The organism is Candidatus Uabimicrobium helgolandensis, assembly GCF_041508025.1.
Taxonomy (GTDB): domain Bacteria; phylum Planctomycetota; class Uabimicrobiia; order Uabimicrobiales; family Uabimicrobiaceae; genus Uabimicrobium; species Uabimicrobium helgolandensis.
In genome coordinates, this window is record NZ_CP165719.1 from 7,622,601 (window position 1) to 7,647,038 (window position 24,438).

The following is a 24,438-nucleotide window of genomic DNA, read 5'->3' on the forward strand; positions in this document are numbered from 1 at the left end:
GTAAATACTTTTCGCAAGTCTCTTAGGTGGCCTGGCAAAAGTAAGCATTTAGCAACTAATATTTTTCCTACCTCACAAATTACTTACTTTCGTCAGGTCTCTTATCAAGTGTAAATAATAAAAATATTTGGAGTTTTATTAATGAAGCAATTTCTCGCAATTCTTTTCATCTCGCTTATTACTTTTGGCCTTGTCTGGGAACCACAAACAGACGAAGTACCAGCAAGCGATGTGAAAAAAGAGAAAAAAGAAGTAGATAAAGAAGTAGATAAAAAAGAAGAGAAAAAAGAAGAGAAAAAAGAAGCAGATAAAAAACCTGCTAAGGATGCAAAAGGCAACCCTCTGTATGTACAAAAAAAAGATGCAGATGGTAATATCGTATATGCTCGCCAAATGGTCGACAAAATTATTGACGACGTTGTCAACGAGACAATAGCCCCTTACACCGGAAAAGTTGTAAGTGTTATATTCTATGCCGTGTCTATTAGCACATCGCAGCAACAAGAAGTAAAAGACGAACTCATCACCGATAAAGATGGTAATCCTGTTTATTTAGAAAAAAGAGATGCTAAAGGTAAGCTAGAAAAAGATGAGAGTGGTAATCAAATTTATGTTCAAGAAACCAAAACGGTTGTTGAAGTTGACGAAAACGGCAACCCGATTTTTGAACCTAAAAAAGATTCTGATGGCGAACCTGTAAAAGACACAGAAGACAACATTATTTATATTCAAAAGAAAAAAGAAGTCCTTGTAACAGATACTGATGGTAATCCTGTTTACGTCCAAAAAACAAAATCTGTTCTTGTAACAGATGCTGATGGCAAGCCTGTTTACGTCAAAAAAACAACATCTAAACCTGTTGTAGATGAGAATGATAAGCCTGTTTACGTAGAAATGATAGACTCAGAGGGTAACATAGTAAAAGATGCACAAGGCAATCCTCGTTATGTCTGGAAAAAAGAAAAGGATGACTTTGCGATTGACGAAGACGGTAATCCTATTTATGTACAAAAAGTAGATACTGAATTTGTAAAAGACGCTGAAGGCAACCCTGTATACGCTACAACATCAAAAAAAGTGCCTCTTGTTTTGATCTGGCTAGTAGTTGCTGCTTTAGTCTTCACTGGATATATGGGATTCGTCAATATTCGCGGATTTGCAACATCTATAAACATCGTACGTGGTGTATATAGTAATCCAGACGACAAAGGAGAAGTATCCCACTTCCAAGCGCTCACTGCCGCACTGTCGGGAACAGTAGGACTTGGTAATATCGCTGGAGTAGCTATTGCTGTTTCTGTTGGTGGTCCTGGAGCAACTTTTTGGATGATCGTTGCTGGTCTTATTGGTATGTCCTCTAAGTTTGTAGAATGTACCCTTGGGGTGAAATACCGCGAAGTAAACGAAGATGGTAGCGTTTCTGGTGGTCCAATGTATTACTTAAGTAAAGGTTTACAAAATAAAGGCTTAGGCTATATTGGAGTTCCACTGGCTGTCTTTTTTGCGCTAATGTGTGTTGGTGGTTCTTTGGGCGGTGGTAATATGTTCCAAGTAAACCAAGCATTCCAACAATTTCAAACAGCCACAGGTGGACAAGATAGTTTTATTGCTGGCTACGGGTGGGTTTTTGGCTTAGCGATGGCTGGTCTAGTTGCGATTGTAATCATTGGTGGTATCAAAAGTATTGCCGGAGTAACTGACAAAATAGTTCCATTTATGTGTGGTATTTATGTCATTGCTGCTCTATCAATTCTTTTCCAGAGATCTAGCGAAGTGCCTGCGGCATTTAGCCTTATTTTAACAAGTGCCTTTTCTGCCCAAGCAGCATTTGGTGGTTTTATTGGCGTTCTCATTCAAGGGTTCAAACGTGCTGCATTCTCTAACGAAGCTGGTATCGGTTCTGCATCGATTGCGCACTCCGCTGTAAAAACAAGCGAACCTGTTACTGAAGGACTTGTCGCTCTATTAGAACCATTTATTGACACCGTTATTGTTTGTACAATGACAGCTTTAGTTATTGTAATTACAGGTTCTGTTGATGCTCACACTGGTTTGTGGTCGCCTCTACACAGTGGAAGCAATGGTATAGAAGTTACTTCCGCCGCTTTTGCTAGTGCTTACACCTGGTTTCCAATAGTTCTTTGTTGTGCCGTTATTCTCTTTGCATTCTCAACAATGATTACCTGGTCTTATTACGGTTTACAAGCTTGGGAATACATTTTTGGTAGAAGCAAAGCCGCGAATGTCAGTTACAAAGTACTATTCTGTGTATTCGTTGTTATTGGGGCTTCAATGACCCTAGGCAATGTTGTTGATTTCTCTGATTCGATGATTTTTGCGATGTGTTTTCCAAACATTATCGGATTGTATCTGTTATCTCCAGAAATCAAAAAAGACTTAGCATCGTTTATGAGTCGCGTACAAAGTGGCGAAATTAAAAGATATAAGTAATGCAAAACAGAGTGCTTTAGAGCACTCTGTTTTCTCCATCTTGTTATCTCATCGGTTTAGGTCCAGCAAACATTGCCATAGTAATAAACAATCCTCCTGCCACATATCCAATTATAGAGTAAATTGAAATATCTTTAAATTTAGGCTCTATCCCTGCGGTAGCCATAATAGAAGCTCCAATAATAAACGCCGCACCAATAATACTATAGGCAATTCGTTGAAATATTTTATCCAACTCAATTAAATCGCGGTGGGTCGCCTCGTGCTTAATTGTTAATTGCAATTTTCCTTTTTTTAAACGACGCATCAATTCTTTTAAATCAGAAGGAAGTGCTTGCAAAAGATTGTAAAGTGTCCATAAATTAAAAAATACTTGGTTAAAGATATGTTTTGGAGAAATTTTTTGGCGAATAATTTTTTGTAAATGAGGACTTGCCGCTTGAATAAGGTTAAATTGCGGATCAAGATCGCGACCAATGGCCACGATTGTCGCCATTGACTTAACAAGTAACATAAAGTCTTGAGGTAAAATAGCTTTGTGTTCACGAGCAAGACCAAACACATCTAAAAAAACTTTCCCCATATCTAAATGCACTAGTGGTACACCCAAATAGCGATCAAGCAGCTCGAGAATATCTGTTGTTACTTTTTGTTTATCAGGCATTTCAGTAAAAACGCCTATATCAGAATATACCTCGACAATGAGCCTAATATCTTTTTTTACAATGGCAATAATAACTGTTGATAATTGATTTTTCAAATCATGAGTTAAATGACCAACAGAACCAAAATCAATTAGGTTTATCTTACCTGTAGAAGTAACTAATATATTACCAGGGTGAGGATCACCATGAAACAATCCCTCTACAAAATACTGCTGCATAAATGAAGAAGACAAAACCCGCGCAAGTTTTGGTAGATCAACACCTTGTTGTCTTAGTGTTTCTATTTCACCAATATTTACCCCTGCTAAGCGCTCTAATACAATAATATTTGTAGATGTATAATCCCAATAAACTTTCGGACAGCTTATGAGAGGGTCATCAGAAAGGAGAGTACCAAATTTTTCGCAATAAGAGGCCTCTAAGGTAAAGTCTAATTCTTTACGCATATTTTTCGCAAATTCTTTGACGATGCGCGTTGGCTGTAAAATGCGTAGTTCTTCAATATAATACTCGATGAGCTCCGCAAAAAATTGCAATATATCAATATCAGTGGCAATAGTTTTTTCAATACCTGGTCGACGAACTTTAACAATTACAGGTGAACCATCTGGCAGTTCTGCAGTATGCGCCTGCCCCATAGAGCCGGAAGCAAGTGCTTTATCTGAAAAGTGCCTAAAAATATTCTTTACAGGTCGATCAAACTCATCTTCTATTGCTAAAAATACTTGATCTACGGGAAAAGGAGGTACTCTATCCTGCAATAGTTTAAATTGTTGAACATATTCATCTGGAATGATATCAGGTCTTCCGGAAAGAATTTGTCCAAGTTTTACAAACGTAGGGCCTAGTTCTTGTAATACAGTGCGAACACGTACAGGCATCGAAGCTTCGGTTAGCAGTGTTTTTTTTCGGAATAACCGCAATTTTCCCAAGCCAGGAACATACCTTATCAGGTTCAAACGTGCTACAAAATGTCCAAAACCATGCTTTGTTAGAACTTGAATAATTTCTTTGAGACGCATTAAATTGCGATATGTGCGTTTGAAATTGAGTATTCCCATATTTTCTCTTATTCGGTAACATTGAACGATGAATTAACTTTTACTAATACTTTTCTCTAATTGATGACGTACCCTAAATAACTTACTTTACAACCACTATACCAGCTTTTCTATTATTACTTTAGTAAAGTTATTTATTTTTCTAGGACCAACAAATATTACACTGTTATTAGTCGAAATAGCAAATAACTTATTTCGAAACACAGTAAGCGCCAATTAATTAGCACCTATAACTTTAAAAACATCTATTGTAACAGATTTATTAGTATAAGAGTAAACAACAGCAAACAACTTCTTATCAAACACAACAAACCGGGGACCTAGAACTGCGACAATGTAACATATTTGCAAAATTCTATTGTAAAAAATACAATGACACGAAAGTTATATAAATAAGGTACTGCGCGCGTTCTAAAAAATTATTTCCGGTAAATAGGAACTTATTTTACTAGTTTACATCTAATTCAACGGCATAATGCCGTTAAGTTAGCAACCAAACATACAGTAGTCATTCGAACCCCAAATTATACACATCCAAATGGAGAAAATTTCATGAATAAGAGTATATGTATATTTCTATCACTTTTGTGTATTCTTCACAGTGAAACATTTGAACAACATGGAAAGATAGAAAAAGTTACTTTGTATAGAGGACAAGCATTAGTAAAACGTACAGTAACTGTTAGTACTACTCCTGGTCAGCACCAGCTTATCATCAATGATTTACCAGCGACAATACAATCCAAAAGTTTATTTGCAAACGCTAGCAATGACATAAATATTCGATCGGTGCGTTATACAACAGCTATAACAGCAGACTTCCCTCAAGAAACATTCCGCCAACTTAGTAACGAACAACAAGAGCTAGAAAAAAAAGTACGTCTACATCAACATCAGCAAAACTTTATCCGTACACAAGAGCAATATCTAGCGGGCTTAAAAAATTATACCATTACAGCTACTAAGGGAGATATACAAAAAGGTTCGCTAAATCCTACTTCGATGGCTGAAATGTTAAACTATATTTTTAAAGAAAGCAAACGATTAAACGATGAAAAGCTTGCTATTAGCGAACAAATGATTTCATTGAAAAAGCAAATTGCTTTTATCAAAAATAAAATGCGTCAGGTCTCAGGACAAAACTCAAAAGAAGTAAAAAAAGCGGTTATTTTCTTTGAAAAGAAAAACAACGGCAGCAACTCACAAATACACTTGAATTATCTAGTAAACAATGCTACTTGGTCGCCGGCATACAACGTACGTACTCGAAGCAGTGAAAAAACAATTAATATCGAATACAATGCACTTGTTCAGCAAACAAGCGGAGAAAACTGGGATAATGTAGAGCTTACTTTATCCACAGCTTCCGTAGAAATGTCTGCCGACGCACCAGCTTTGTCTATTATGTCTCTTGAATTGCAAAACAATACATCAGCATGGACCAACGACCAAGTGATCTCCAACTACACACAATTCAAAAATGAACAAGCCAAAATACTAAAATCGCGAAGTAAACTTACACGTAGTCAACAACAACAAAGTAATAACAATTTGAATGCGACTAGTAACAATATTCAAGTCTTAGAATTGTTGGGTTCAAATCAATTCCGTCGCCAAAAAATGCGCACAGAATCGGTATTAACAGTACACTATAGTATACTGGGCAAGGTAAGTATTGCCAGTCGTAGCGATCAACAAATGGTGGAAATCAAAAACCTAACGCTAGGCAAAGAACAATATAATATCACCATACCACTGCTCTCAGAATACGTCTACCGCAAAGCCAAAATCACCAACTCTTACGAAAGTGCCTTGTTAGAAGGAAAAGCAAATATTTATTTGAATAGCCAATTTGTAGGGCATTCCTTTGTACCAATGACTGCTAAAGGACAAAAATTCACCATTGGTTTAGGAATAGATACGCAGCTTCGCGCAAGTAGAGAGCTCTTATCTAAAAAAGAATATGTACAACGTGGAAACAAAGTTATTACAGTATCTTACCGTCTTTCATTTGAAAACTTCAAAGAAAACGTAGTTCCTGTTAGAATATACGATCGTATACCAAAAAGTAACGAAAACTTGAATGTCGTTTTTAAATCAGCTACTGAACTAAGCAAAGAAACACGGTACCAAAAAATATCCAAAGGTCACGGTATACTCCGCTGGGACGTCAATATTCCCGAAGGCAAAAAACTGCAAACACCGTACAATATTGACTATACTTTACAACTAGAATTTGAAAAAGGAATGGCAGTAGTAGCGCCTTTCTTACAAAACCAAAACAAGTACCAACAAAAACAACGTCGTAAAAAATACAACAAGAGCATGCTTGAACAAAACATGTTAGAAGAAGACTTTCTAGAAACAGAGATATTTGAACAACATTAATCCAATTCAAATACTTACGGAGAATCTAATGAAAAAGAAAAATATCGCGTTAAAATCACTAGCAACAATTGTATCGCTGCAAGCATTAGTTGTTTTTCCTGTATGTGAGCAAACAAACGACACAAAGCAAGCAAAAGTAAAAATCAAATTTACTCCTAATTCTGAAGGAGCTAGAAAATTTGTTAAAGCTCTTATCCAGTCTATTGAGCAAAAAAATACAGAGCAACTTTTAAGCTACATTCATCCTTTACATGTACAAAAAGTAAAGGGATTTAAATCTTGGGATGATCTGCTACTACGCTTATCAAAACTGGAGAATTTTAGCCTCAATTCAAACAAGGCTATTTCGCCTACTTTCTTTCAAAAAGCCAAACTCTCACTAGGAGAAAATGTTTATAAACAAGAAATAGCAAAAGCTTCTCCTAAAGACATAAAAAAAGCACAAAGTCACGAGCTACTCAAATATGAAAAAGTGAGCATCGAAAAATTCATAAAAAGCACTTATCGTTTTTCAGATAGTACCTCGTCTGTAGATCTGTACTGGAACCAAGAAAAATTTCTAGTGCTAAATCTCTTATCTCGTCGACCACTCAAAACAGTAAAAGAGACAAACGACAAGAGTTGTGCTAATGATGCTTCTTGCGCAGATGATAAAGCTTGTGGTAGTGATGCTTCTTGCGCTGGAGATCAAGCTTGTGGTAGTGATGCTTCTTGCGGAGACCAAGCTTGCGGTAGTAACGATAAGGCTTGTGGTAGTAAAGACGATAGTGATAAAAAATGTGGTGGTGACAAAGCTTGTAGTGATAAACCCTGTGGTAATATTTCTAGTTAAAGTTAATTTTGTCAACCTCTAAAACTGGGCAGCTAAAACTGGGAGTAGGATTTACTCCCTAGTGTTAGCTGTTCAAACTCATTAACATTCGCTCATTTATAAAAATTGCTGTATTTATAAGTTCTTCAAAATCTTCTTCTTTTGTCAATATGTTATGTATAGACAACAAAAACAGAAACCTCTTCTTTTGTGAACAATCAATTTCCAACTGGTGCTTTTCACTCATGTTAATCAATTTTTGCTGGAGAGTCTTATTAAACAAGCGTAGAGCAAAAAGATCATTTTCAGAGTACAGATGAAAACAACAATCAAAATCTTTAGTAAGGTTGATTTTCCTACGAAGATGTAAAAGTTTTGTTGCTACATTTTTACCTTCGACTCTATAAGTATGATCCTTGTTAAAATTATCATCATAAAACTGGATATAAGTAAAAGGTCCACGATCTCCATTTAACGCTGAAACAAAGAACTCAATATTGTTATGTTGAAAACTCCACTGAGGATAAGAAATAAAACCGCAAGTCACTGTTCCTCCTTTTTTTTCTGCAAGCCTTCGAAAAATATTTTCAATTTTTTTATTCTCTTGATAAAACAAATAGAGACCAAAAAAAGAAGCACAAACAATCACCCAAAAAATAGTCATAACTTTCTTCTATTCAAAGCCGTTTTAACAAAAAATACTGTATTGCAATTTATTTAAATTGCTTGCTTGTTCTCATATATTCTTTTGTAGGGCTATATAAATTCCTATAAAAATAGAGAATGTTGCAAGAATCCAGTTCTTTGTGGTAAAACGTTTTATGTGTTGTTTTGTCATAATCTTCTCTTTAAAAAATCGAGTCAGAGCAAAAATCGAAACTATTTCCATAGCAAGAAAGGAAAACAAATTGAAATTAGTATTTATATTTACAATCCTAATTGTTATAGCAAAAGCCGATTTCGACGATACATTAATTCAACATTTAGAACTAGGCGGAGAATACAGAGTTGAAGCTCTAGAAATAATTGCAGGAACAGACCACAATTATGATTTTGTTGCTCCTCACTTAGTTAAAATTATAGAAAATGACAAAAGCCATTATAATATTTTGAGAATATTTAGGATCATTAAAAAGCCTGCACACGATAATCTAAAGTGGAAAAGAACATTTTTGCAAGTCATTGAAAATCCATTTTTAGACGAAGAACTGAGAACAAATATTCTTGGTGTTATTACTGAGTCGAGAACAAATCACGCAGAGTTTATAACTTTATACTTATTAAAAATTTTAGAAGATGATCTTGATTTTAATACTGATTCGTGGATTCAACAACAAATAATGTATTCAATTATAAAATTGATTATCAATTACAGACAGAGTTTAGAGTGCTATCAAAAAATAGCAAAAGTAATGTACTTATCTTTGATATCAGAGTCGTGTCAAGATGTTGTAAAATCAACAGCGGCAAGATGCTTAGCCACAACAGGTATTCAAGGAGAAGTATATCGCAAAAAGTTCTTTAAATTGAGTTTGCAACAAAGAAAATTAGCTCCTTTTGCGATTCATATTCTTTCGAGTACAGATTTAGAAAAAAAACAAAAGATAAAATATTTTAAGTTAATTTTTTCTAAATCAGAAAAGAAAATATTACTACAAACCTTATCTTCTTATAAAAATGACAACGACACCTATTTTCCACTTATTGCGAAGCTATTAGATAGAACCGATAATGAAGTAAGAGGCCAAGCATTCAGAACTTTATATTTAAATTACATTAAATATTCTGAAGAGAAGTACATTGATTTTATCAAAAAATATCAAGATGACTATTGTCTAAAACAGATAATTATTGAACTGTTTGCAAAAAACGGGCGAATTCCAAAGGAATTGTTACCTTTTGTACAAAAATGTTTGTACTCAAAAAGCAAAAAAACAAGATTTTTTGCATTAGAGTCTTTGAGAGAACAAACAAACGAAAATGGACTTAGAATAATAAAAAATTTTACAAAAGTGTATTCTGATCAGCAAAGTTTAACCAAGGTTGTAAAATTACTAAAAAATATGAAAATTGCATCTCCGAAGAAGGGGTTTGTACTAAAAATAGAAAAAGTACTTGAAAGAGTAAAGTCCAAGTTAAAAAAGTAATGTTCAATAACGGTGACAGACTCATTGATGAAAAAATTAGAATTTGAATGTATTAGAGTAAAAATTGTCTAATTATTTATTGCTTTTTTACTTCGAAGAGTATCTATTTATAGATACTCATTCTACAAAATGTTTTTATTACTAATTTAGTATCAGTGGTATGGAAAACGAGAACAAAAATTTATGAAAATTACTTCTTATAACTCTTTTATTTATCTGTAGTAGTTCTAACAACTATTCAACAATTATTGACTCGGAGGCTCAGCTACTTAATTGCATATTTTACATTGAACTTAACATGACAAGGAACAACGTTACCAAACATCCAAAAGAGTGGAAATGGAGTAGCTACAGTCGGCACACAACAGGTGAAGGGCTTATCGATGTTGACTATCATGAAATTTATATGAACCTTGGTAAAACCATGAAGCAAAGGCAAAAAAAGTACATTGAAATGATGGAGGAAAGAATGAAAGAGAGAGGGTTACTTACCAAAAAACCTCAAATGACATATGTGCTCAAGAAAAGAAAGAATTGAATACTGAGAAGACCTAAAACTACAATTTTGTGAATGAATTTTGGAGTTTGCGATGAAAAAACGTGTAAAAGGCAAGTCGTTAAAGGAAATACAGCCCAATACGACGTACATGGGTTGTACGTTTTATTTAGATTGTGTCGATGGCGAAGACTTTGTGGGAACAGAGTTTGACAACTGCTCTTTTCGCGGAAGTTTTTGCGATTGGGGTCGAGATGAATGTGGCTTGTGGATGGGTTTTACTTATAAAGATGTGCATCAAGTAATGAGGTGGATCAGACCAGGAACGTTTATGATGGGCTCCCCAGAAACGGAAGAAGATAGATACGCAAATGAAGTTCAGCATCAAGTAACGATTAGCAAAGGGTTTTGGTTCGCAGAAACAGCATGTAGTCAAGCATTGTGGGAAGCAGTGATTGGGACTAACCCAAGTCAATTTAAGGGGAAAAAGTTTCCGGTAGAGACGGTAAGCTGGGATGATTGCAACGCGTTTACTGAGAAACTAAACGAGCAAATGAAAGAATGGCAATGTTGTTTGCCAACAGAAGCGCAGTGGGAATATGCATGTCGCGCAGGAACAACAACAGCGTTTAGTTTTGGCGACAGTATTACTAGAGATCAAGTGAACTATAGTGATACTGAGTATGGGACAGTAGAAATAAAATCGCTACCTTTTAATAATTGGGGACTATATGAGATGCATGGCAACGTAAGTGAGTGGTGTAGTAATTGGTATGACGAATATGATATTTCCATAACAGTAGATCCTGTTGGTCCTAATGATGGCACTGGCCGGGTCATACGTGGTGGTAGTTGGGACTGCCCGCCCTGGTACGTGCGTTCTGCATACCGCTTCAGCGTCGAGCCTTGCGGCCACGACCGCGATATTGGCTTTCGTTTTTGCCTGAGGTCACAGTAGAGAGCGGAACTCTGCAAGAAAAATGTATAGGAGATGGTGGAACCGTCGACAAAACATTTCGAAAATGAATGAATATTCTTTATTTGCTGAGGTAGGGTCGAAGGCTGGCGCATTATCTTTAGGTAAAAGGTTTTTCCGTTATTGCTCTTTCGATTGCAAAAAGAGTTCACATATTTTACCATTGTTATGTTTCCAGCAGCCGCTCGGTCAAACGCAGCGGATGGATTTCCCGTGCTGCGCTTTCCTAATAGATTTTGTATCAAAATTTATGTAGCTTATCAAACTGTATGGCTTTCAAGATATACAAACTTTGTAATTGGAGAATAATCCAAGTTTTGTATAAAATCCTTACTCCACCTTTTCCAGCCAATTCCTTTTCTTTTACTTGCACGTTGCATATGTTTACGGACTTTGGTGTTAATCCAGTCTTTTACATATGAGAAGCATCTAGTAGAGTTTCCAAAGCGAAAATAGTTTACCCATCCTTGGATAATAGGATTTATCTGATCAATAACATCCAGTATATTTCGTGAACAGTTTATTTTGAAAACGTTTTTCATTTTCCTAATCACTTTTGTTCTTGCACTCATTTTCGGCGTTGTCAGAGGAAACCATTTACCTTTCTTCTTTTATATCGAAGCCTAGAAAAGTTATTTTATCACCTTTTCTCAAGTCTGTTATATTGGTCTTATCTTCGTTCACCTCTACTTCGATTTTGTGCAATTCTTCTTTTAGTCTTTTTTGTTATTGCGTTGATTATTCATCTTTGACTCGGATGAGAACTGATCAATATCTTTATATCGTCGGCGAATCTCGCGTATTCGATATTCGAATATTGGCCATTTGTTGTTACTGTTTTTTACTACCTCTTAGGTCGACTAGTTATTGTATTTCCTGTTTTTCCTATATCTAAGTACCGTTTACTGGCCCAGGCCTGACACTTTTTTAACCGTTTTAGTCTGTGAATTTTTCGTAACTGCATACTATATCTTTTGCTCTACCTTTACCTCCATTTTTGCCATCGCTGCCTAATGATGTTATTTGAAAATTTTTTCCTTGATAAGTATAACGATAACTATTTCCCACCGGTCGTTTCTTCGAAGTAGTTTTTTTACATCATGATATTCCTGATCAAATAAATCATTTATTGTTCTAGGCATCGTTCGAAATTTTATGTAATAGGTAACAATGGCAATGTCATAAATTCCACTATCAGTTCTAACACTAGCTACTTTGGAATAATATAAACGATTATTCCAAATATACTTAGTAAACCAAAGGAGAAATATCGTTAAAATAATTACTGTTCCAATTATGAAGTTTTTCATTCATTTTTCCCATTACAACATTTACCTTTTATAGAATTATCCATGGCACTAATAATTTTTTTCATCTCTGCTGTATTATTCAGCGTTGCAGAAAACGATGCCCAATAAATAGAATCTATCTCTGGTAAAGAAACTTCTGCTCCTAGGGCCTTTTTCTCACCTTGAGAAATGAAAAAAGCTTTTTCTAAAATATCAGCTTCATGAGCATTTTTACCTAATTTTTTACTTGCTCGGTACAGCAGATCTCCAATAATATGCCATTTTCTTATCAAAAGAATCGCGTAAGCTTTTATTAAAAAATCGAGTCAGAGCAAAAATCGAAACTCAATTTAACATTTTTGACCTATTTCCGAAAAACATACCTTCACCTAAATCGAGAAAAACAGACAGGTTGAAATCTTCGTGGTAATCCATTTTTTTGTCTAGTACAAATCATTTTACTAATTCTTCAAGTTGTTTTGGCGTTTTTCTTTCAAGTAATAATTTAACTTTTCCCGGAGTATATTTAAGCGCTTTTTTGGCATATTTTTTTGCTCTTTTTGTATTCCTTTGCCATGCGTAAATCATGGCAACAGTGTGAAGGTGTTCTTCATGTGGTGATTGAGATAGGAACTCTATATCTTGTTGTAATATTAAACTTTTGTTCTCTTTGATATATGCCTGTTGTAGATATGAATGAAAAAAATAGTATCCTGTTTCAATTGCTGGTAGACTAGCTTCTTTTTGTAAGAAATCTCTAATTTCCACAGCAGCCTTTTCTCCTATTTTCCCTAGTGCATTTGTTACAGATTTTCTAACAGCTAGATTTTTCTTTAAAAGACCAATAAGTTCAGCATTTTCATCCTTTAAAAGACCAATAGGTGCAGCGTTTTTGTCCTTTAAAATACCAATAAGTTTAGGAATAACTCTTGCTCCTAAGTTTCCCAGTGCTTTTGTTGTAGCTGTTCTAATTATTTCATCTTCATATTCATCTTCTAGAAAAAGCATAAAATCCTCCACTACAAAATATGCTCTTTCTCCTATTCCTCCAAGAGCTTCTATTACATGCAATTTCATATTTTTTTCTTTGAGAAGAGGGGTAAGATGTTTCACCGCAGGATATGCTTTTTTGCCTATGACTCCTAACGTTTCGACTACAGACTTTCGAATGATTTCATTCTCACCTACACGAAGAAGAGGTATGAGATGCCCCACAGCAGAAGAAGCTTTTTCTCCTATAGCTCCTAATGCCTTTATCGCCGATCTCTTAATCATCTCGTTCTCATTTTTAAGAAGAGGAATGAGATGTTCTGCAGCAGGATATGCTTTTTCTCCTATTTTTCCCAGCGTTTCTACTACAGACTTTCGAATTACCTGCTTTTCACTTGTATTAAGAAGGGGAATAAGATGTTCTACAGCAGAATATGCTTTTTCTCCTATAGCACCAAGAGCTTCTATCGCAAATTTCTTAATATTTTGATCTTTATCACTAAGAAGAGGAAGAAGATGTTTCACCGCAGGATATGCTTTTTCTCCTATTTTTCCTAACGTCTTTACCGTAGACTTCCTAGTTATCTGCTTTACATCTTTACTAAGAAAAGGTATGAGATGTTCTACAGCAGGAAATGCTTTCTCTCCTATAATTCCAAGAGTTTCTATGGCAAACATCTTCACATTTTGATTTTTATCGCTAAGAAGAGAAATAAGACTAGAAACAATTAAACCTAACTTTTCTTCTTTTTTTAGAGCTTCTAGTACATAAATTCTAGAATATTTATCTTTTAGAAGGGAAAGAACAAGAGGAATTGCTTTTTTTCCTATTCTTATCAGAGCTTTTGCGGCAGATTGTTTGACAACTTCATCTTCATCTTCGAAAACAGAGGAAAAATGTTGCACAGCAGAAGATGCCTTTTCTCCTATAGCTCCGAGCGTTTCAATTGCAGTTTGTTTAACAGTCTCGTCCTCATCATTAAGAAGAGGTATAAGTTGTTCCACAGCTAGATGGGCCTTTTCTCCTATTTTTCCTAACGTTTTGGCAACATATTTTTTGACGTATTGGTTTTTATCTTTAAGAAGTAGCGTAAGTTCCTCTACAGCAAGAAATGATTTTTCTCCTATTTCGCCCAACGCTTCTGCTGAAGCTATTTTAGTATTCACGTTTTTATCATTGAGAAGAGCGATAAGAGAAGGGATTGCTTTTTCCCCTATATTTCCAAAAGTTTTTGCGGCATGTTGTCGCACATATCCATTTTCATGCTTTAAAAGAGGAATAAGAAAATTAATTGCGAGATCTGTTTTTTTTCCTATTCCCCACAGTGTTTCTTTTGCAAAAAATCTAACATCTCTATTTTTATTTTCTAAAAGAGGAATAAGATCGGGAATTATTTCTGCTCCTATTTTTCTAATCACTTCTTTTGCATAAAGTCTCACACTTTCATCTTTATCTTCTAGAAAAAAATATAGAAAAGAAATCGTTGAAGTTAAAAAATCGTTTCGTCCTCTAATTAACCACTTGTCCTTTGAAAGAGAAATTAAATATGGAACAGTTCCCCTCCATATTCTTCCTAAAGCATCCGCTGCACGTTGTCTAATTTCTTCATCTTTATCTTTCAAAAGAGGAACGAGATGCTCTATCGATGAGTGTGCTTTTTCCCCAATGTTTCTTAATACTACTATTGTTGATATTCTAATTTCTTTATTTTTATTTTTTAAAAGAGGAATAAGATATTCCACTGTAGGATATGCTTTCTTTCCTATCCTTCCTAAAACTTTTAATACGTAATATTTCACCAAAATATCTTGGTTTTCAAAAAGAAAACCAAGATCATCAATTTCTTTTTCCACTATTTTTTGTAGAACTTCAACCGCATAGTGTCTTACAAAACTATTTTTACTTTTGAGAAGAGGGAGAACACTTGGAATTACTCTTTTTCCTATTTCTCCCAAAGCTCTCATAGCATTAAGTCTTACTAACTCATCTTTATCTTTTAGAAGGGAAATAAGAGAGTTTGTTGCCAAATGAGCTTTTTCACCTATTTCTCCCAAAGCTCTCGCGGCACCAAGTCTTACTGACTCATCTTTATCTTTTAGAAGGGAAATAAGAGAGTTTGTTGCCAAATGAGCTTTTTCACCTATTTCTCCCAAAGCTCTCGCGGCACCAAGTCTTACTGACTCATCTTTATCTTTTAGAAGGGAAATAAGAGAGTTTGTTGCCAAATGAGCTTTTTCACCTATTTCTCCCAAAGCTCTCGCGGCACCAAGTCTTACTGACTCATCTTTATCTTTTAGAAGGGAAATAAGAGAGTTTGTTGCCAAATAAGCTTTTTCACCTATTTCTCCCAAAGCTCTCGCGGCACCAAGTCTTACTGACTCACCTTTATCTTTTAGAAGAGAAATCAAGTATTCCACTGTTAAATGTTCTTTTTTTCCTATTTTCGTGAATGCTATTGTTGCCAACCTTCTTATATATATATTCTTATCTTCTAAAAGAGGAATCAAATGTTCTACTGCTAAATGCGCTTTTTTTCCTATTTTTCCCAATGCTCTTATAGCAAATATTCGAATAGTCTCATTTTCATCTTTAAGAAAAGGTATGAGGTGCTCTACTGCCATATATCCTTTTTCTCCTACCTCTCCCAAAGCCCTTATGGCAGATTCTCTAATATCTTTATCTCTGAGAAGAAGGATAAGACTAGGTACAGCTCTTTCACCAATTTTTCCTAAAATCTCTTCCGCATAATACCTTGTCATCGTGTCTTTATCTTTAAGGAGAATAATAAGACTAGGCATTGCTTTTTTTCCTATTTTTCCTAAAATTTTTACCGCATAATACCTTGCCATAGGATCCTCATCCTTCAAAAGAGGGATCAGGTATTTCACCGCTAAAGGTGCTTCTTTTCCTATTTCTTCTAATGTCTCTGCCGCCCAATAACTTGTCATAGTATCCTCATCCTTTAAAAGAGGGATCAGGTGTTTCACTGCTGAATGTGCTTCTTTCCCTATTTCTCCTAATGTCTTTGCAGCAGATACCCTAATACTTGCATCTTTTTCTTTAAGAAGAGAAATAAGATAAGGTACAGCTTTTTTCCCTATTTTTTCCAGCGCTTCAGTAACAAGTCCTTTATATTTCCCCTCTAAAAGAGGCAAGAAATGTTCTATTGCAATATGTGCATTCTCTCCTATCTCTCCTAAAGCGTGTATAGTATTACACCTTACTTTAATATCTTTATCTTTGAGAAGGGGAATAAGATGCTCTATTGCTATATATGCTGTCGGTCCTATTTGTCCTAAAGCTCTTGTCGTAGCTCTTCTGATATCTAAGTCCTTATCTCTAAGAAGAGGAATCAAATACTCTGCTGCGGAGTGTGCTTTTTCACCAATTTTTCCCAAAGTGCCTATAGCAGACTTTCTAACAACATATTCATTTTTGCTTTTCAAAAGACCAATGAGAGTAGGTACTGCTCTTTCTCCAAGTATCTCTGCCGCATAAAACCTAGTACTTTCATCTTTTAAAAGAGAAGTAAGATGTTCTACTACTGGATACACCTTTTTCCTTATTTTTTCCTTTAATACTGATGTTGCAAATCCCTGGCAATATCTATTTTTACTTTGCAAAAGAGAAATCAAAATATAGATAATTAAATCATCTTTGTGCCACACCTTGCTTAACATAGAAATCACAATTTCTTTTGTTACCTTATCCCTTTCGGAAATAGAATAAAATATCTTAGCAATAAAAGGCTCGATTAACTCTGTTTGCTCTATAAACAAAGCCACTTTTTTTCTTACAATAGGCGCTTCTTCTTCGTTAATTAACGTACCATAGAGATCCTCAAAGTTTTCCATTATTAAAATAGGTAAGAAAAAATTTCGTTCTTCTTCCTTCAATCTATGGATAAGCACGCATAGCGATTCTTTTTTCCAAATGCGAAATGGGAATAGGAGATGTTTTTTTTGGTTTATTTTTTTTTCTTTTTGTGCTCGTTTTAATCTACTTATAATTTCTTTCCAGGCGATGTTTTTTATACATTCAAGATCTTGTGACGCGAGTTCTTTTGCATTTTGATTTTCTTCTTTAAGTAGCTCTAACAGATTTTCTAATTTTGCACTCCCGAAAAACTCTAAAATAACTTTTCTAATCTCACCATCGCCTTTATATCCAGCTTTTAAGTATCCCATAAAATGATTTATAGTGCTTTGTTGATTAAGCTCAATAAGTTTTTTTACCGCTCGCTTTCTCTCAAACTTAGTTACAGTAGTAGGAGACATTAGATGAGTTGTCCACAAATTTATCTGCGCTTCTATTGTTGCTTTTTTTTGTTTTTCTGTTGCTTTATTCGCTTTTTTTGTAGCCTTATTAGCATTAATCCACCCAACTATAGCAATAAAGGCAACGACTATAACTGCTGTACTTCCAAATAATAGCAAAGACTGGAGCCTCTTACTTTGTACCTCTCGTTCCCTTTGCTCTAAATCTCGTTGTCCTTTACTTTTTTCAATAAAATTCTGTTGAGATTTGCTTAGGTCATCGTTTCTTAGATTCAAATAACTCAAAGCATCTTCGAGAAGGCTCCCTCGTAAAAGTATTTGCGGATCTTGTTCTTTTTGTTTCCATTGAGCAGCGGCATCATCCAGTCTTTCTCTCCAAGATAGAAAATCAAAATCTAATGAAATCCATTCTTTGAGCCGTGGCCAACTGTTGATTAGAGATTCGTGGGCAACTTCGATCACTTCTGTTGCTTCTTCGAAAGCATTTGCTGTATTCAACTTATTTGTGACAACTAAGCGCGCTTCTTTAGAAGCGAATTTCAATAGTAAATTCCAATTGTCATCCCCAATATCTTGTTTTGTAACAAGACGGCGTGTGTACTTTTCATTCTCTTTCACATGCACTAGTTGATTAAATGCTTTAAAAAGCTGTTTTTTTTCTTTTTCTTGTAATTGAGAATATATTTTTTCCGCACGCGAAACTAAAAACCCCTCTATTCCCCTAATATTTTCATTTTTTCCCAGTTTTTCCATAGAAGAAAACTGTAGTTGGTTATTCTTCCTATTTCTCCACAGAACATATAACGCAAATTCGAGCAAAGGTAAATTATTTGCCTCTGTTGTTATTCGGGTAATTAGGTACTTTTTTAGTGCTTCTTCGATAGTAACATTGCTCTTTTGTAAGGGACCTTCGATCGCAGCAACAATGTCCTTCTTTTCCATAGGAGAAATCACCCTGATTTTTTGCTCTATTGCTTTGGCAAATGGTTTATAACAAGATGCTTGGTACAAAAAATCTGCTCGCATTGTAATTACAATCGAAAGATTTTTTACTGGGGAATCCTCATAACGAATCATGTCTAAAAATTTATTGCGTATAATACTATCTGTCGTTTGTGTGTAAATTTCCTCGAATTGATCGATAAAAATGAAAAGTTTTTGGTAGGAGTGAGGATATTCTTCAAGGATCAGCTGGGTCACCTCCCTCTTAAGAGAAAAAGGATCGTCGGCCAAACTTTTTGCTAATGATTTAGCGCGTTCGCGATGGTGTTCTCTATCTTGAACATTTACATAAAGGGGGATTAAATTCGAAGCTAAATTAAAAAAAGGAGATTCACCTGGACGGCAGGAGGTAATAATGTATCTTTCTGTTTGGCGTAATTTGGGAATCAGACCTGCATAGACGATTGAGGATTTTCCACTACCAGAGGCTCCGACAACAACGACCAAAGGTTTTTGATTTTTGTCGATATCAGCAAAAAGATTTTGTTCATACTCTTCACGCCCAAAGAAATATTCAGCGTCTTGTTCAGTAAAATGTTCAAGACCTTTATAAGGGCAAATTTCGTCCGAAGAATTGGATATATGAACTTTATTAAACCAGCTTTTTGTAAAACTAAGATCCTGCAATTGCCAAAGCCAATTATCGAGCTTTCCACGTTGATCTACATACTTTATCAAGTTGATAAAATATGCGCAATTTGTCGTTGCAGAAGGGATTTGTTCGCAGTACAAATTGATTTGTGTAATAGCTACTTGAGCCGCTTCTTTTCCTAGATAATTCTCGACGCAATCCTTGGCTAACCTAGCTATTTGTTCTGGTGTAAGTGTAGGCATTCTTTATACCTATTCATAAAACAGACCTTTAATGTTGTCCTTTGTTTTCTGACAAATGTACATTTTTTGCTGTGGCAATAACTATCTTTCTTTTCTGTAACAAATATGTCGCGTACAGTTCAGATTATCCCAATAATTTTATTCTGCAAAGCAGCTTAGTATTGCAATTATTATGAGTAAAAAGTACTGTATTTTGAGTTTGTGATAAAAATTAGATGTCAGAATATATCCATTCAAAGCTTATTGGTTATAAATTTGCATTTCGCGAATAACTACATCACCAATCATTTCTGTGCCATGAAAACTGAATATTTTTTTAAGTTGATAAATTTTGCTACATGAAAGATTTGATTAGAATACTCTAATTCTTACTATAAGAATCAGAGTATTCTCAATCTATAACAACTAGTCTTGCAATCCATTATGAAAATTAACCATAGAGAATTTATTGAATGATATATTTTCTATAACTTTGCTACGACTATTATAACGAACATATTTTACATCATGTAATGGAACGTAAAACAGTTGACCATCTAAGCCCCTCTGAAAAATAACTGTTGGGCTCACCGTTGGATAACTCACATCAGTAACTTGTTTTATTGTACAAGATCCTGTACTCGGTACATTATATACTTCTTGACCTACACAGGCCTGTAAAAGACCAGCCACATCGTAAGGTACTTCTTGGTCATTTGCTTGCGCTTTTCCGTCCATAAAAAACGAAAAAGTAGTGATCACAGCAACAAAAATTATAAATGCGGAAACTTTTTTCATTAGAACCTCCACCTTGTGCACAAAACACAATATTAAACAAAATAGCTATGCGATTGAAAAATATAAAAGAATAAGCAAAGTTTGGTTGCGACGTAGCAAGTCAAACCTTACTATTTACACATAATGATACAATTTATTATACAAATTTTTCTATACAAGTACAGTTTTTCTAAACCTCAAAAACCCACAATACTTAATCTTTAGAGTTATTCTGTGGTAAAGACTTATATAACGAGGAAAGATCTTTAATTTCAGACAAATCCTTATGTGACACGTCCAAAATCAAAGAATGTTGCTGATAATAGTGTACAGTATTATTCTTTACTCGCGCGTTTAGATAGGTATCTTCTGCACCACCTAAATCGAGAAAAATAGACAAACTGGAACCTCCGTGGTAATGGTTACCTCCGCTTGCTCCTGGCCCTCTTTTGGTTAGATATTCATCTTTACCACCACCTTCCACAAAAATACAAATAGCGTTGTGGGCTGTTGCTCCTTGGGAAAAGCCGCGGGTACCGGTATAGCGATCATTTCCGCTACGATCGACGAAAAGAGTAATGCATTCATCCCATGCTAATCCTGCGTGTACAGCGTTGCGGGTAATGTAGGTATCGTTTCCACCTTCTTCAATGAACGTACCTAGAGCTTGGTGGGCACAAAAACCTTGGGCATAACGGCTTCCTATGTAGATGTCATCGTCACTTCCTTTGTCATTTTAAATGCCCCAGCCATAATAGTAACCACCGCCTTGCGAAAAGTTTCCGGCTTCGTATTTGTCTTTTCCTTGGGTGTCTTGCAAAATGCCAACACCACCACTGGCATATCTTCTAAAACCAATGCCAAATCCTTGGGAGTAACCGTCAAAAATTCCGCGATTACCATAACCAGAAGGCTTTGTGCCTTTGCAATAGTAATGGTCGTTCCCTTGTTCGTTGAATAAAATACCTACGCCAAAAGGCATACCTACTCCTTGCGAAAGCAAGTGAGATTCATAGCGATCATCTCCTCGTAGATCTACGTTCAGAGCAATTCCCCACAAAGCTGTACCTTGGGCATGGCTATGTGCTCGGTAAATATCCTTTCCTTGCATATCTAAAAGTACTCCTATGCCAACTAACGAAGTACCTTGGCACCAGCGTAGCCCAACATAGGAGTCATCTCCTTCTAAGTCTCCTAAAATACCTATTCCTAGATAACCTGTTCCTTGTGCGTAATCAACCGTTGATTCGTATGCGTCATCTCCAGCGAGGTCAATTAAAATCGAACAGCCTATTTCGGATGTAGAAGAACCAGAATTATTGCTGTAAAAATCGTTACCACCTAAGTCAATGAGTACCGCTACATTTTCATCCTTATACCAATGATCTTTTATACCCCCAATTACAATACTTCCATATTTTGTTTGTCGCTCTATTATTATTTCTTGATCGATATCAACATCTGATTTTATGAAGTCTTGGCGAAGGTAATTTGTGTAATTTGATGAAAGTAACTGTTGAAGATGTACAGCTGCTAAATATAAATAATGATAATCGACTTTTTTTACTAGTTGCAAGACTTGCGCATGCTCATCGTGTACAGCCGGTTCAAAACTATCCATTTCTAGGCTAGGTAATTGGGTATAGAGTACCGTCATTTCTTGTTGCGACAGGGCAGAAAATGCTTTATTTCTATATTGATTAGCTGTCGTTAAAACATCTTCTATTTGATCTAGATGCTGTTCAACAGAAATACCGACAGAAAGTTTTTGTACTGAGGTCAATGGAGGTTTTACACACAAGAGTTTGATCGCTGCATTGAGTTGCGGCATAAATGTCGATTGTTCTTTTTTCTTTATTACTGTACTCGCCAAAATATCTGTGGAAACTTTCTCCATCTGGAAAGGGTTACGATGCAGGTAGTCAATCTCTGGAATGCGAAAAATATCTGTATATTTGTGGTTGATAAATTTTAAGCGTTTTCTTAGGTCTTTATAATCTGTATTAATAGAGTAATCAGTTATCAACTTGTTTGCTATTTTTTCTAACAAAGTAGTGGAATCTGCTAATTGCGGGTGAATATCTTTATCAGTAACTAATTTTTCCTCCCCCAACCACTTTACTGTTCGTATTGGAGATTTGAATTTACCTATCACTGCCGAAATATAAATTGTCGCGGGAGATTTCCCAGCTTTGCCAAGATACAAAGGAAAATAACTCCAGTTTTTTTTATAACTCGTGTGAGTAGTACCCTGGTACTCCATTTTATCCTTTTCTTGACCAGCGTAAATATCTACCTTTGTTCCGCGTGGAAACCCTGCCGACCCTCCTTCAATATGAATGCCTCGTTTATAAAAAAGTGTGTGCTCAAATGGTAAACGAATATTTACCCACTTTTGCGACGTTAGTCTATGAATCGAAATAACATTTGATTTGTAGGCATCAATCTTAGCATACACTTTGGCGTGAAGATCTCGTGGAGGATTCGCTCTGCCGATAAATGCGGGAAAAAACGTCCACTTCCCAGCTGCATCTATTTTCGTTATTCCTTGAAAATATTCTTTTTTTTTAACCTCAACATATACCTTTATTGCCGTTCCTTCAGTAAACCCCTGTGATGTACCAGTGACACTAATTTTATGTTGTTCAATTGTTTGATTCGCAGGAATAGTTATATTGATTTTTTTTTCTAATGCTCCTAGTTTTCCCAGTAGTAATATTCCAATCGCAACGATCATCACTTTCGTATTCATTTTTCTACTTTCTACTTTAAACTTAGTTTTTATCTAAACAAAATTTCAAATTTCCTGCTAGCTGAATAACAACTAAACCCATTCTACATCTATCCGACGACAAATCTCTTGCTTTTGTTTTTCATTTAAAGAGTCACAACCTCATTCTTTTAATCGAGTGAGTTCAAATAGTTGTTTGGAAAAACTTTTGATATTGTTGTAATTCAAGTTGAGTTCGACTAACTCTGCGAGTTGTCCAATCTCTTTAGGAATTTCTTTTACCTTATTGTTTGCTAAATACAAAGTGGCAAGATTTTCTAATTGGCAAATTTCCAAAGAAATTTCACACAGATTGTTACCTGAAAGATCTAAGTACTTCAGCTTTTTAAGCTTAGTGATAGTATCTTGTGTTACTTTGTAATTTTTCTAATTATCAGATTCACAACTTAAGTAAATAATTCACTAGTTCCTCTGTGTATCTGGTATCCAAATATTAATCCGTTTCACTTTTGATAATTTTTATTTAGAAATTTTCAACTTTCTTGAAACTTTTTTGTAGGTATCTACGAATATGACATAAAGATATTTTTAATACCCAAATCACTCTAAACAATAAACTCTCAGGAGAAAAATTCATGAAACTTATACTTTTCGAAAAAAGAAACACTCCCCCTAGATTTCCAAAACCTTTCATTTGTATAGCTCTTTCTCTCCTTCCTCTAATTTTAATCGGCCAGATAATGGAATATCCTCTAAATTACTCTATTCTTAGTGTTGTTGGAATAACTTCTGGTTCGAGTTTATGTTGTATTTTTACTATTAATTGGCTTGCTCACATATTTACTAGACATAAATTAGTTTCAACCGGCAGAGCGATCGTTTTTATTATAGTTATCATAGTAACTCTAGCTACATTTATCCAAGTTCGTCAATTTTTTCATATCGAAGCCAAAAACTATTTAAACAAAACTTCACAAAATGCTTCAGATATGGTATTTGTTGCTAGTTTAAAAAAAGCAATTGATGACTTAAAATATTCCAACTTTTCACATATATCTTTTGATGTTAACTGTATAAGTGAGATTGAAGGCATAAAACCATACTGGAATAACAATGAATTTGAAGACAGCTTCAATAGAAGAATTAAAATCAATAGCCCAAAAAGCCAAATAGTAAAAGGATTTTTTCAACTGCTTAAACAGAAAAAATCTTTTTTTAACACTACCTTGGAGTTAACAGCGATAGTAAAAACTTCAGGGAAAGGAATATTCCAAATCTCCAAACACACAACATTTGGGAACAAAAGTTTTTCACTTCAAGAAAAAGAGCTGCACAAACTTTTTATTGATTGGAAAGTAAGAATTATCAGCTGTAGAGGAAAAGAACTCTATTCAAGTAAATGGATAACTTTTCCAGATAATAATTTCAACATTGAGTTCGGTTCGGAATATGACTCAATGCAAAGGTCAGCCATAGCAAACTTCACTCAACAATTTTGCCAAAAATTAGGTATCAAAGCCAAAAAACTTTAACGTTTCATTTCAAGTCTGACGCCAAATCTTC

The 24,438-nt window shown here is 35.1% G+C and carries 17 protein-coding genes and 1 pseudogene; 7 read left to right on the plus strand and 11 right to left on the minus strand.

Features of this window, described 5'->3' with window-relative positions; all coding sequences use genetic code 11:
* The first annotated feature begins 978 nt into the window (after nucleotides 1–978).
* The gene (locus UABHE_RS28205) at nucleotides 979–2,451 is read left to right on the plus strand and encodes an alanine/glycine:cation symporter family protein (RefSeq protein ID WP_372371692.1); all 1,473 of its coding nucleotides are present in this window, start codon (nucleotides 979–981) and stop codon (nucleotides 2,449–2,451) included.
* A gap of 43 nt (nucleotides 2,452–2,494) precedes the next feature.
* On the opposite strand, the gene UABHE_RS28210 is transcribed toward UABHE_RS28205, so the two are convergent.
* Complete coding sequence (locus UABHE_RS28210; RefSeq protein WP_372366664.1) at nucleotides 2,495–4,177, minus strand: ABC1 kinase family protein; 1,683 nt, start codon at nucleotides 4,175–4,177, stop codon at nucleotides 2,495–2,497.
* 552 nt (nucleotides 4,178–4,729) lie between these two features.
* Between UABHE_RS28210 and UABHE_RS28215 the strand changes: the two genes are divergently transcribed.
* A complete protein-coding gene (locus UABHE_RS28215) occupies nucleotides 4,730–6,565 on the plus strand; it encodes a mucoidy inhibitor MuiA family protein (protein WP_372366665.1) in 1,836 nt (611 codons plus the stop codon).
* 28 nt (nucleotides 6,566–6,593) lie between these two features.
* Nucleotides 6,594–7,397 carry a hypothetical protein gene (locus UABHE_RS28220; RefSeq protein WP_372366666.1) on the plus strand — a complete coding sequence of 268 codons (804 nt, stop codon included), beginning with the start codon at nucleotides 6,594–6,596 and terminating at the stop codon, nucleotides 7,395–7,397.
* Nucleotides 7,398–7,461: 64 nt separating this feature from the next.
* Here UABHE_RS28220 and UABHE_RS28225 read toward each other — a convergent pair whose 3' ends face one another.
* Nucleotides 7,462–8,040 carry a hypothetical protein gene (locus UABHE_RS28225; protein WP_372366667.1) on the minus strand — a complete coding sequence of 193 codons (579 nt, stop codon included), beginning with the start codon at nucleotides 8,038–8,040 and terminating at the stop codon, nucleotides 7,462–7,464.
* A gap of 244 nt (nucleotides 8,041–8,284) precedes the next feature.
* On the opposite strand from UABHE_RS28225, the gene UABHE_RS28230 reads away from it, so the two are divergent.
* The 3 genes from UABHE_RS28230 (at nucleotide 8,285) to UABHE_RS28240 (ending at nucleotide 10,977) form a co-directional block, all read left to right on the plus strand.
* A complete protein-coding gene (locus tag UABHE_RS28230; RefSeq protein WP_372366668.1) occupies nucleotides 8,285–9,523 on the plus strand; it encodes a hypothetical protein in 1,239 nt (412 codons plus the stop codon).
* A 298-nt stretch (nucleotides 9,524–9,821) separates the two neighbouring features.
* Nucleotides 9,822–10,061, plus strand: coding sequence for a hypothetical protein (locus UABHE_RS28235; RefSeq protein ID WP_372366669.1), 240 nt, complete (start codon nucleotides 9,822–9,824; stop codon nucleotides 10,059–10,061).
* Nucleotides 10,062–10,113: 52 nt separating this feature from the next.
* Nucleotides 10,114–10,977, plus strand: coding sequence for a formylglycine-generating enzyme family protein (locus UABHE_RS28240; protein ID WP_372366670.1), 864 nt, complete (start codon nucleotides 10,114–10,116; stop codon nucleotides 10,975–10,977).
* 278 nt (nucleotides 10,978–11,255) lie between these two features.
* Here UABHE_RS28240 and UABHE_RS28245 read toward each other — a convergent pair whose 3' ends face one another.
* The 9 genes and pseudogenes from UABHE_RS28245 to UABHE_RS28285 form a co-directional block, all read right to left on the minus strand.
* The gene (locus tag UABHE_RS28245; protein WP_372366671.1) at nucleotides 11,256–11,567 is read right to left on the minus strand and encodes a group II intron maturase-specific domain-containing protein; all 312 of its coding nucleotides are present in this window, start codon (nucleotides 11,565–11,567) and stop codon (nucleotides 11,256–11,258) included.
* A 364-nt stretch (nucleotides 11,568–11,931) separates the two neighbouring features.
* A complete protein-coding gene (locus UABHE_RS28250) occupies nucleotides 11,932–12,063 on the minus strand; it encodes a type II secretion system protein GspG (RefSeq protein ID WP_372366672.1) in 132 nt (43 codons plus the stop codon).
* Nucleotides 12,015–12,305, minus strand: coding sequence for a hypothetical protein (locus UABHE_RS28255; RefSeq protein ID WP_372371722.1), 291 nt, complete (start codon nucleotides 12,303–12,305; stop codon nucleotides 12,015–12,017). The genes UABHE_RS28250 and UABHE_RS28255 overlap by 49 nt, the downstream gene beginning before the upstream one ends.
* Nucleotides 12,302–12,577: a hypothetical protein gene (locus tag UABHE_RS28260; protein ID WP_372366673.1), complete on the minus strand. Its 276-nt coding sequence runs from the start codon at nucleotides 12,575–12,577 to the stop codon at nucleotides 12,302–12,304. The genes UABHE_RS28255 and UABHE_RS28260 overlap by 4 nt, the downstream gene beginning before the upstream one ends.
* 160 nt (nucleotides 12,578–12,737) lie before the next feature.
* Nucleotides 12,738–19,388 (minus strand): HEAT repeat domain-containing protein, encoded by a 6,651-nt coding sequence (locus UABHE_RS28265; protein WP_372366674.1) that lies wholly within the window; start codon nucleotides 19,386–19,388, stop codon nucleotides 12,738–12,740.
* 405 nt (nucleotides 19,389–19,793) lie between these two features.
* The gene (locus UABHE_RS28270) at nucleotides 19,794–20,165 is read right to left on the minus strand and encodes a hypothetical protein (protein WP_372366675.1); all 372 of its coding nucleotides are present in this window, start codon (nucleotides 20,163–20,165) and stop codon (nucleotides 19,794–19,796) included.
* 193 nt (nucleotides 20,166–20,358) lie between these two features.
* A complete protein-coding gene (locus tag UABHE_RS28275; RefSeq protein WP_372366677.1) occupies nucleotides 20,359–20,628 on the minus strand; it encodes a hypothetical protein in 270 nt (89 codons plus the stop codon).
* A 252-nt stretch (nucleotides 20,629–20,880) separates the two neighbouring features.
* Nucleotides 20,881–22,896 carry a hypothetical protein gene (locus tag UABHE_RS28280; RefSeq protein WP_372366678.1) on the minus strand — a complete coding sequence of 672 codons (2,016 nt, stop codon included), beginning with the start codon at nucleotides 22,894–22,896 and terminating at the stop codon, nucleotides 20,881–20,883.
* Between the two features lie 141 nt (nucleotides 22,897–23,037).
* Nucleotides 23,038–23,277, minus strand: a pseudogene (locus UABHE_RS28285) (leucine-rich repeat domain-containing protein); the annotation flags it as partial.
* A 233-nt stretch (nucleotides 23,278–23,510) separates the two neighbouring features.
* On the opposite strand from UABHE_RS28285, the gene UABHE_RS28290 reads away from it, so the two are divergent.
* Nucleotides 23,511–24,407, plus strand: a complete 897-nt coding sequence (locus UABHE_RS28290; protein ID WP_372366679.1) for a hypothetical protein — start codon at nucleotides 23,511–23,513, stop codon at nucleotides 24,405–24,407.
* The last annotated feature ends 31 nt before the right edge of the window (nucleotides 24,408–24,438 follow it).

What these genes read in the sequence shown, in the direction of transcription:
- UABHE_RS28235 (WP_372366669.1), top strand. Translation starts at nt 9,822, where the DNA reads ATGACAAGGAACAACGTTACCAAACATCCAAAAGAGTGGAAATGGAGT.
- UABHE_RS28265 (WP_372366674.1), bottom strand. Translation starts at nt 19,388, where the DNA reads ATGCCTACACTTACACCAGAACAAATAGCTAGGTTAGCCAAGGATTGC.
- UABHE_RS28240 (WP_372366670.1), top strand. Translation starts at nt 10,114, where the DNA reads ATGAAAAAACGTGTAAAAGGCAAGTCGTTAAAGGAAATACAGCCCAAT.
- UABHE_RS28225 (WP_372366667.1), bottom strand. Translation starts at nt 8,040, where the DNA reads ATGACTATTTTTTGGGTGATTGTTTGTGCTTCTTTTTTTGGTCTCTAT.
- UABHE_RS28210 (WP_372366664.1), bottom strand. Translation starts at nt 4,177, where the DNA reads ATGGGAATACTCAATTTCAAACGCACATATCGCAATTTAATGCGTCTC.
- UABHE_RS28280 (WP_372366678.1), bottom strand. Translation starts at nt 22,896, where the DNA reads ATGAATACGAAAGTGATGATCGTTGCGATTGGAATATTACTACTGGGA.
- UABHE_RS28270 (WP_372366675.1), bottom strand. Translation starts at nt 20,165, where the DNA reads ATGAAAAAAGTTTCCGCATTTATAATTTTTGTTGCTGTGATCACTACT.
- UABHE_RS28220 (WP_372366666.1), top strand. Translation starts at nt 6,594, where the DNA reads ATGAAAAAGAAAAATATCGCGTTAAAATCACTAGCAACAATTGTATCG.
- UABHE_RS28245 (WP_372366671.1), bottom strand. Translation starts at nt 11,567, where the DNA reads ATGAGTGCAAGAACAAAAGTGATTAGGAAAATGAAAAACGTTTTCAAA.
- UABHE_RS28215 (WP_372366665.1), top strand. Translation starts at nt 4,730, where the DNA reads ATGAATAAGAGTATATGTATATTTCTATCACTTTTGTGTATTCTTCAC.
- UABHE_RS28290 (WP_372366679.1), top strand. Translation starts at nt 23,511, where the DNA reads ATGAAACTTATACTTTTCGAAAAAAGAAACACTCCCCCTAGATTTCCA.
- UABHE_RS28255 (WP_372371722.1), bottom strand. Translation starts at nt 12,305, where the DNA reads ATGAAAAACTTCATAATTGGAACAGTAATTATTTTAACGATATTTCTC.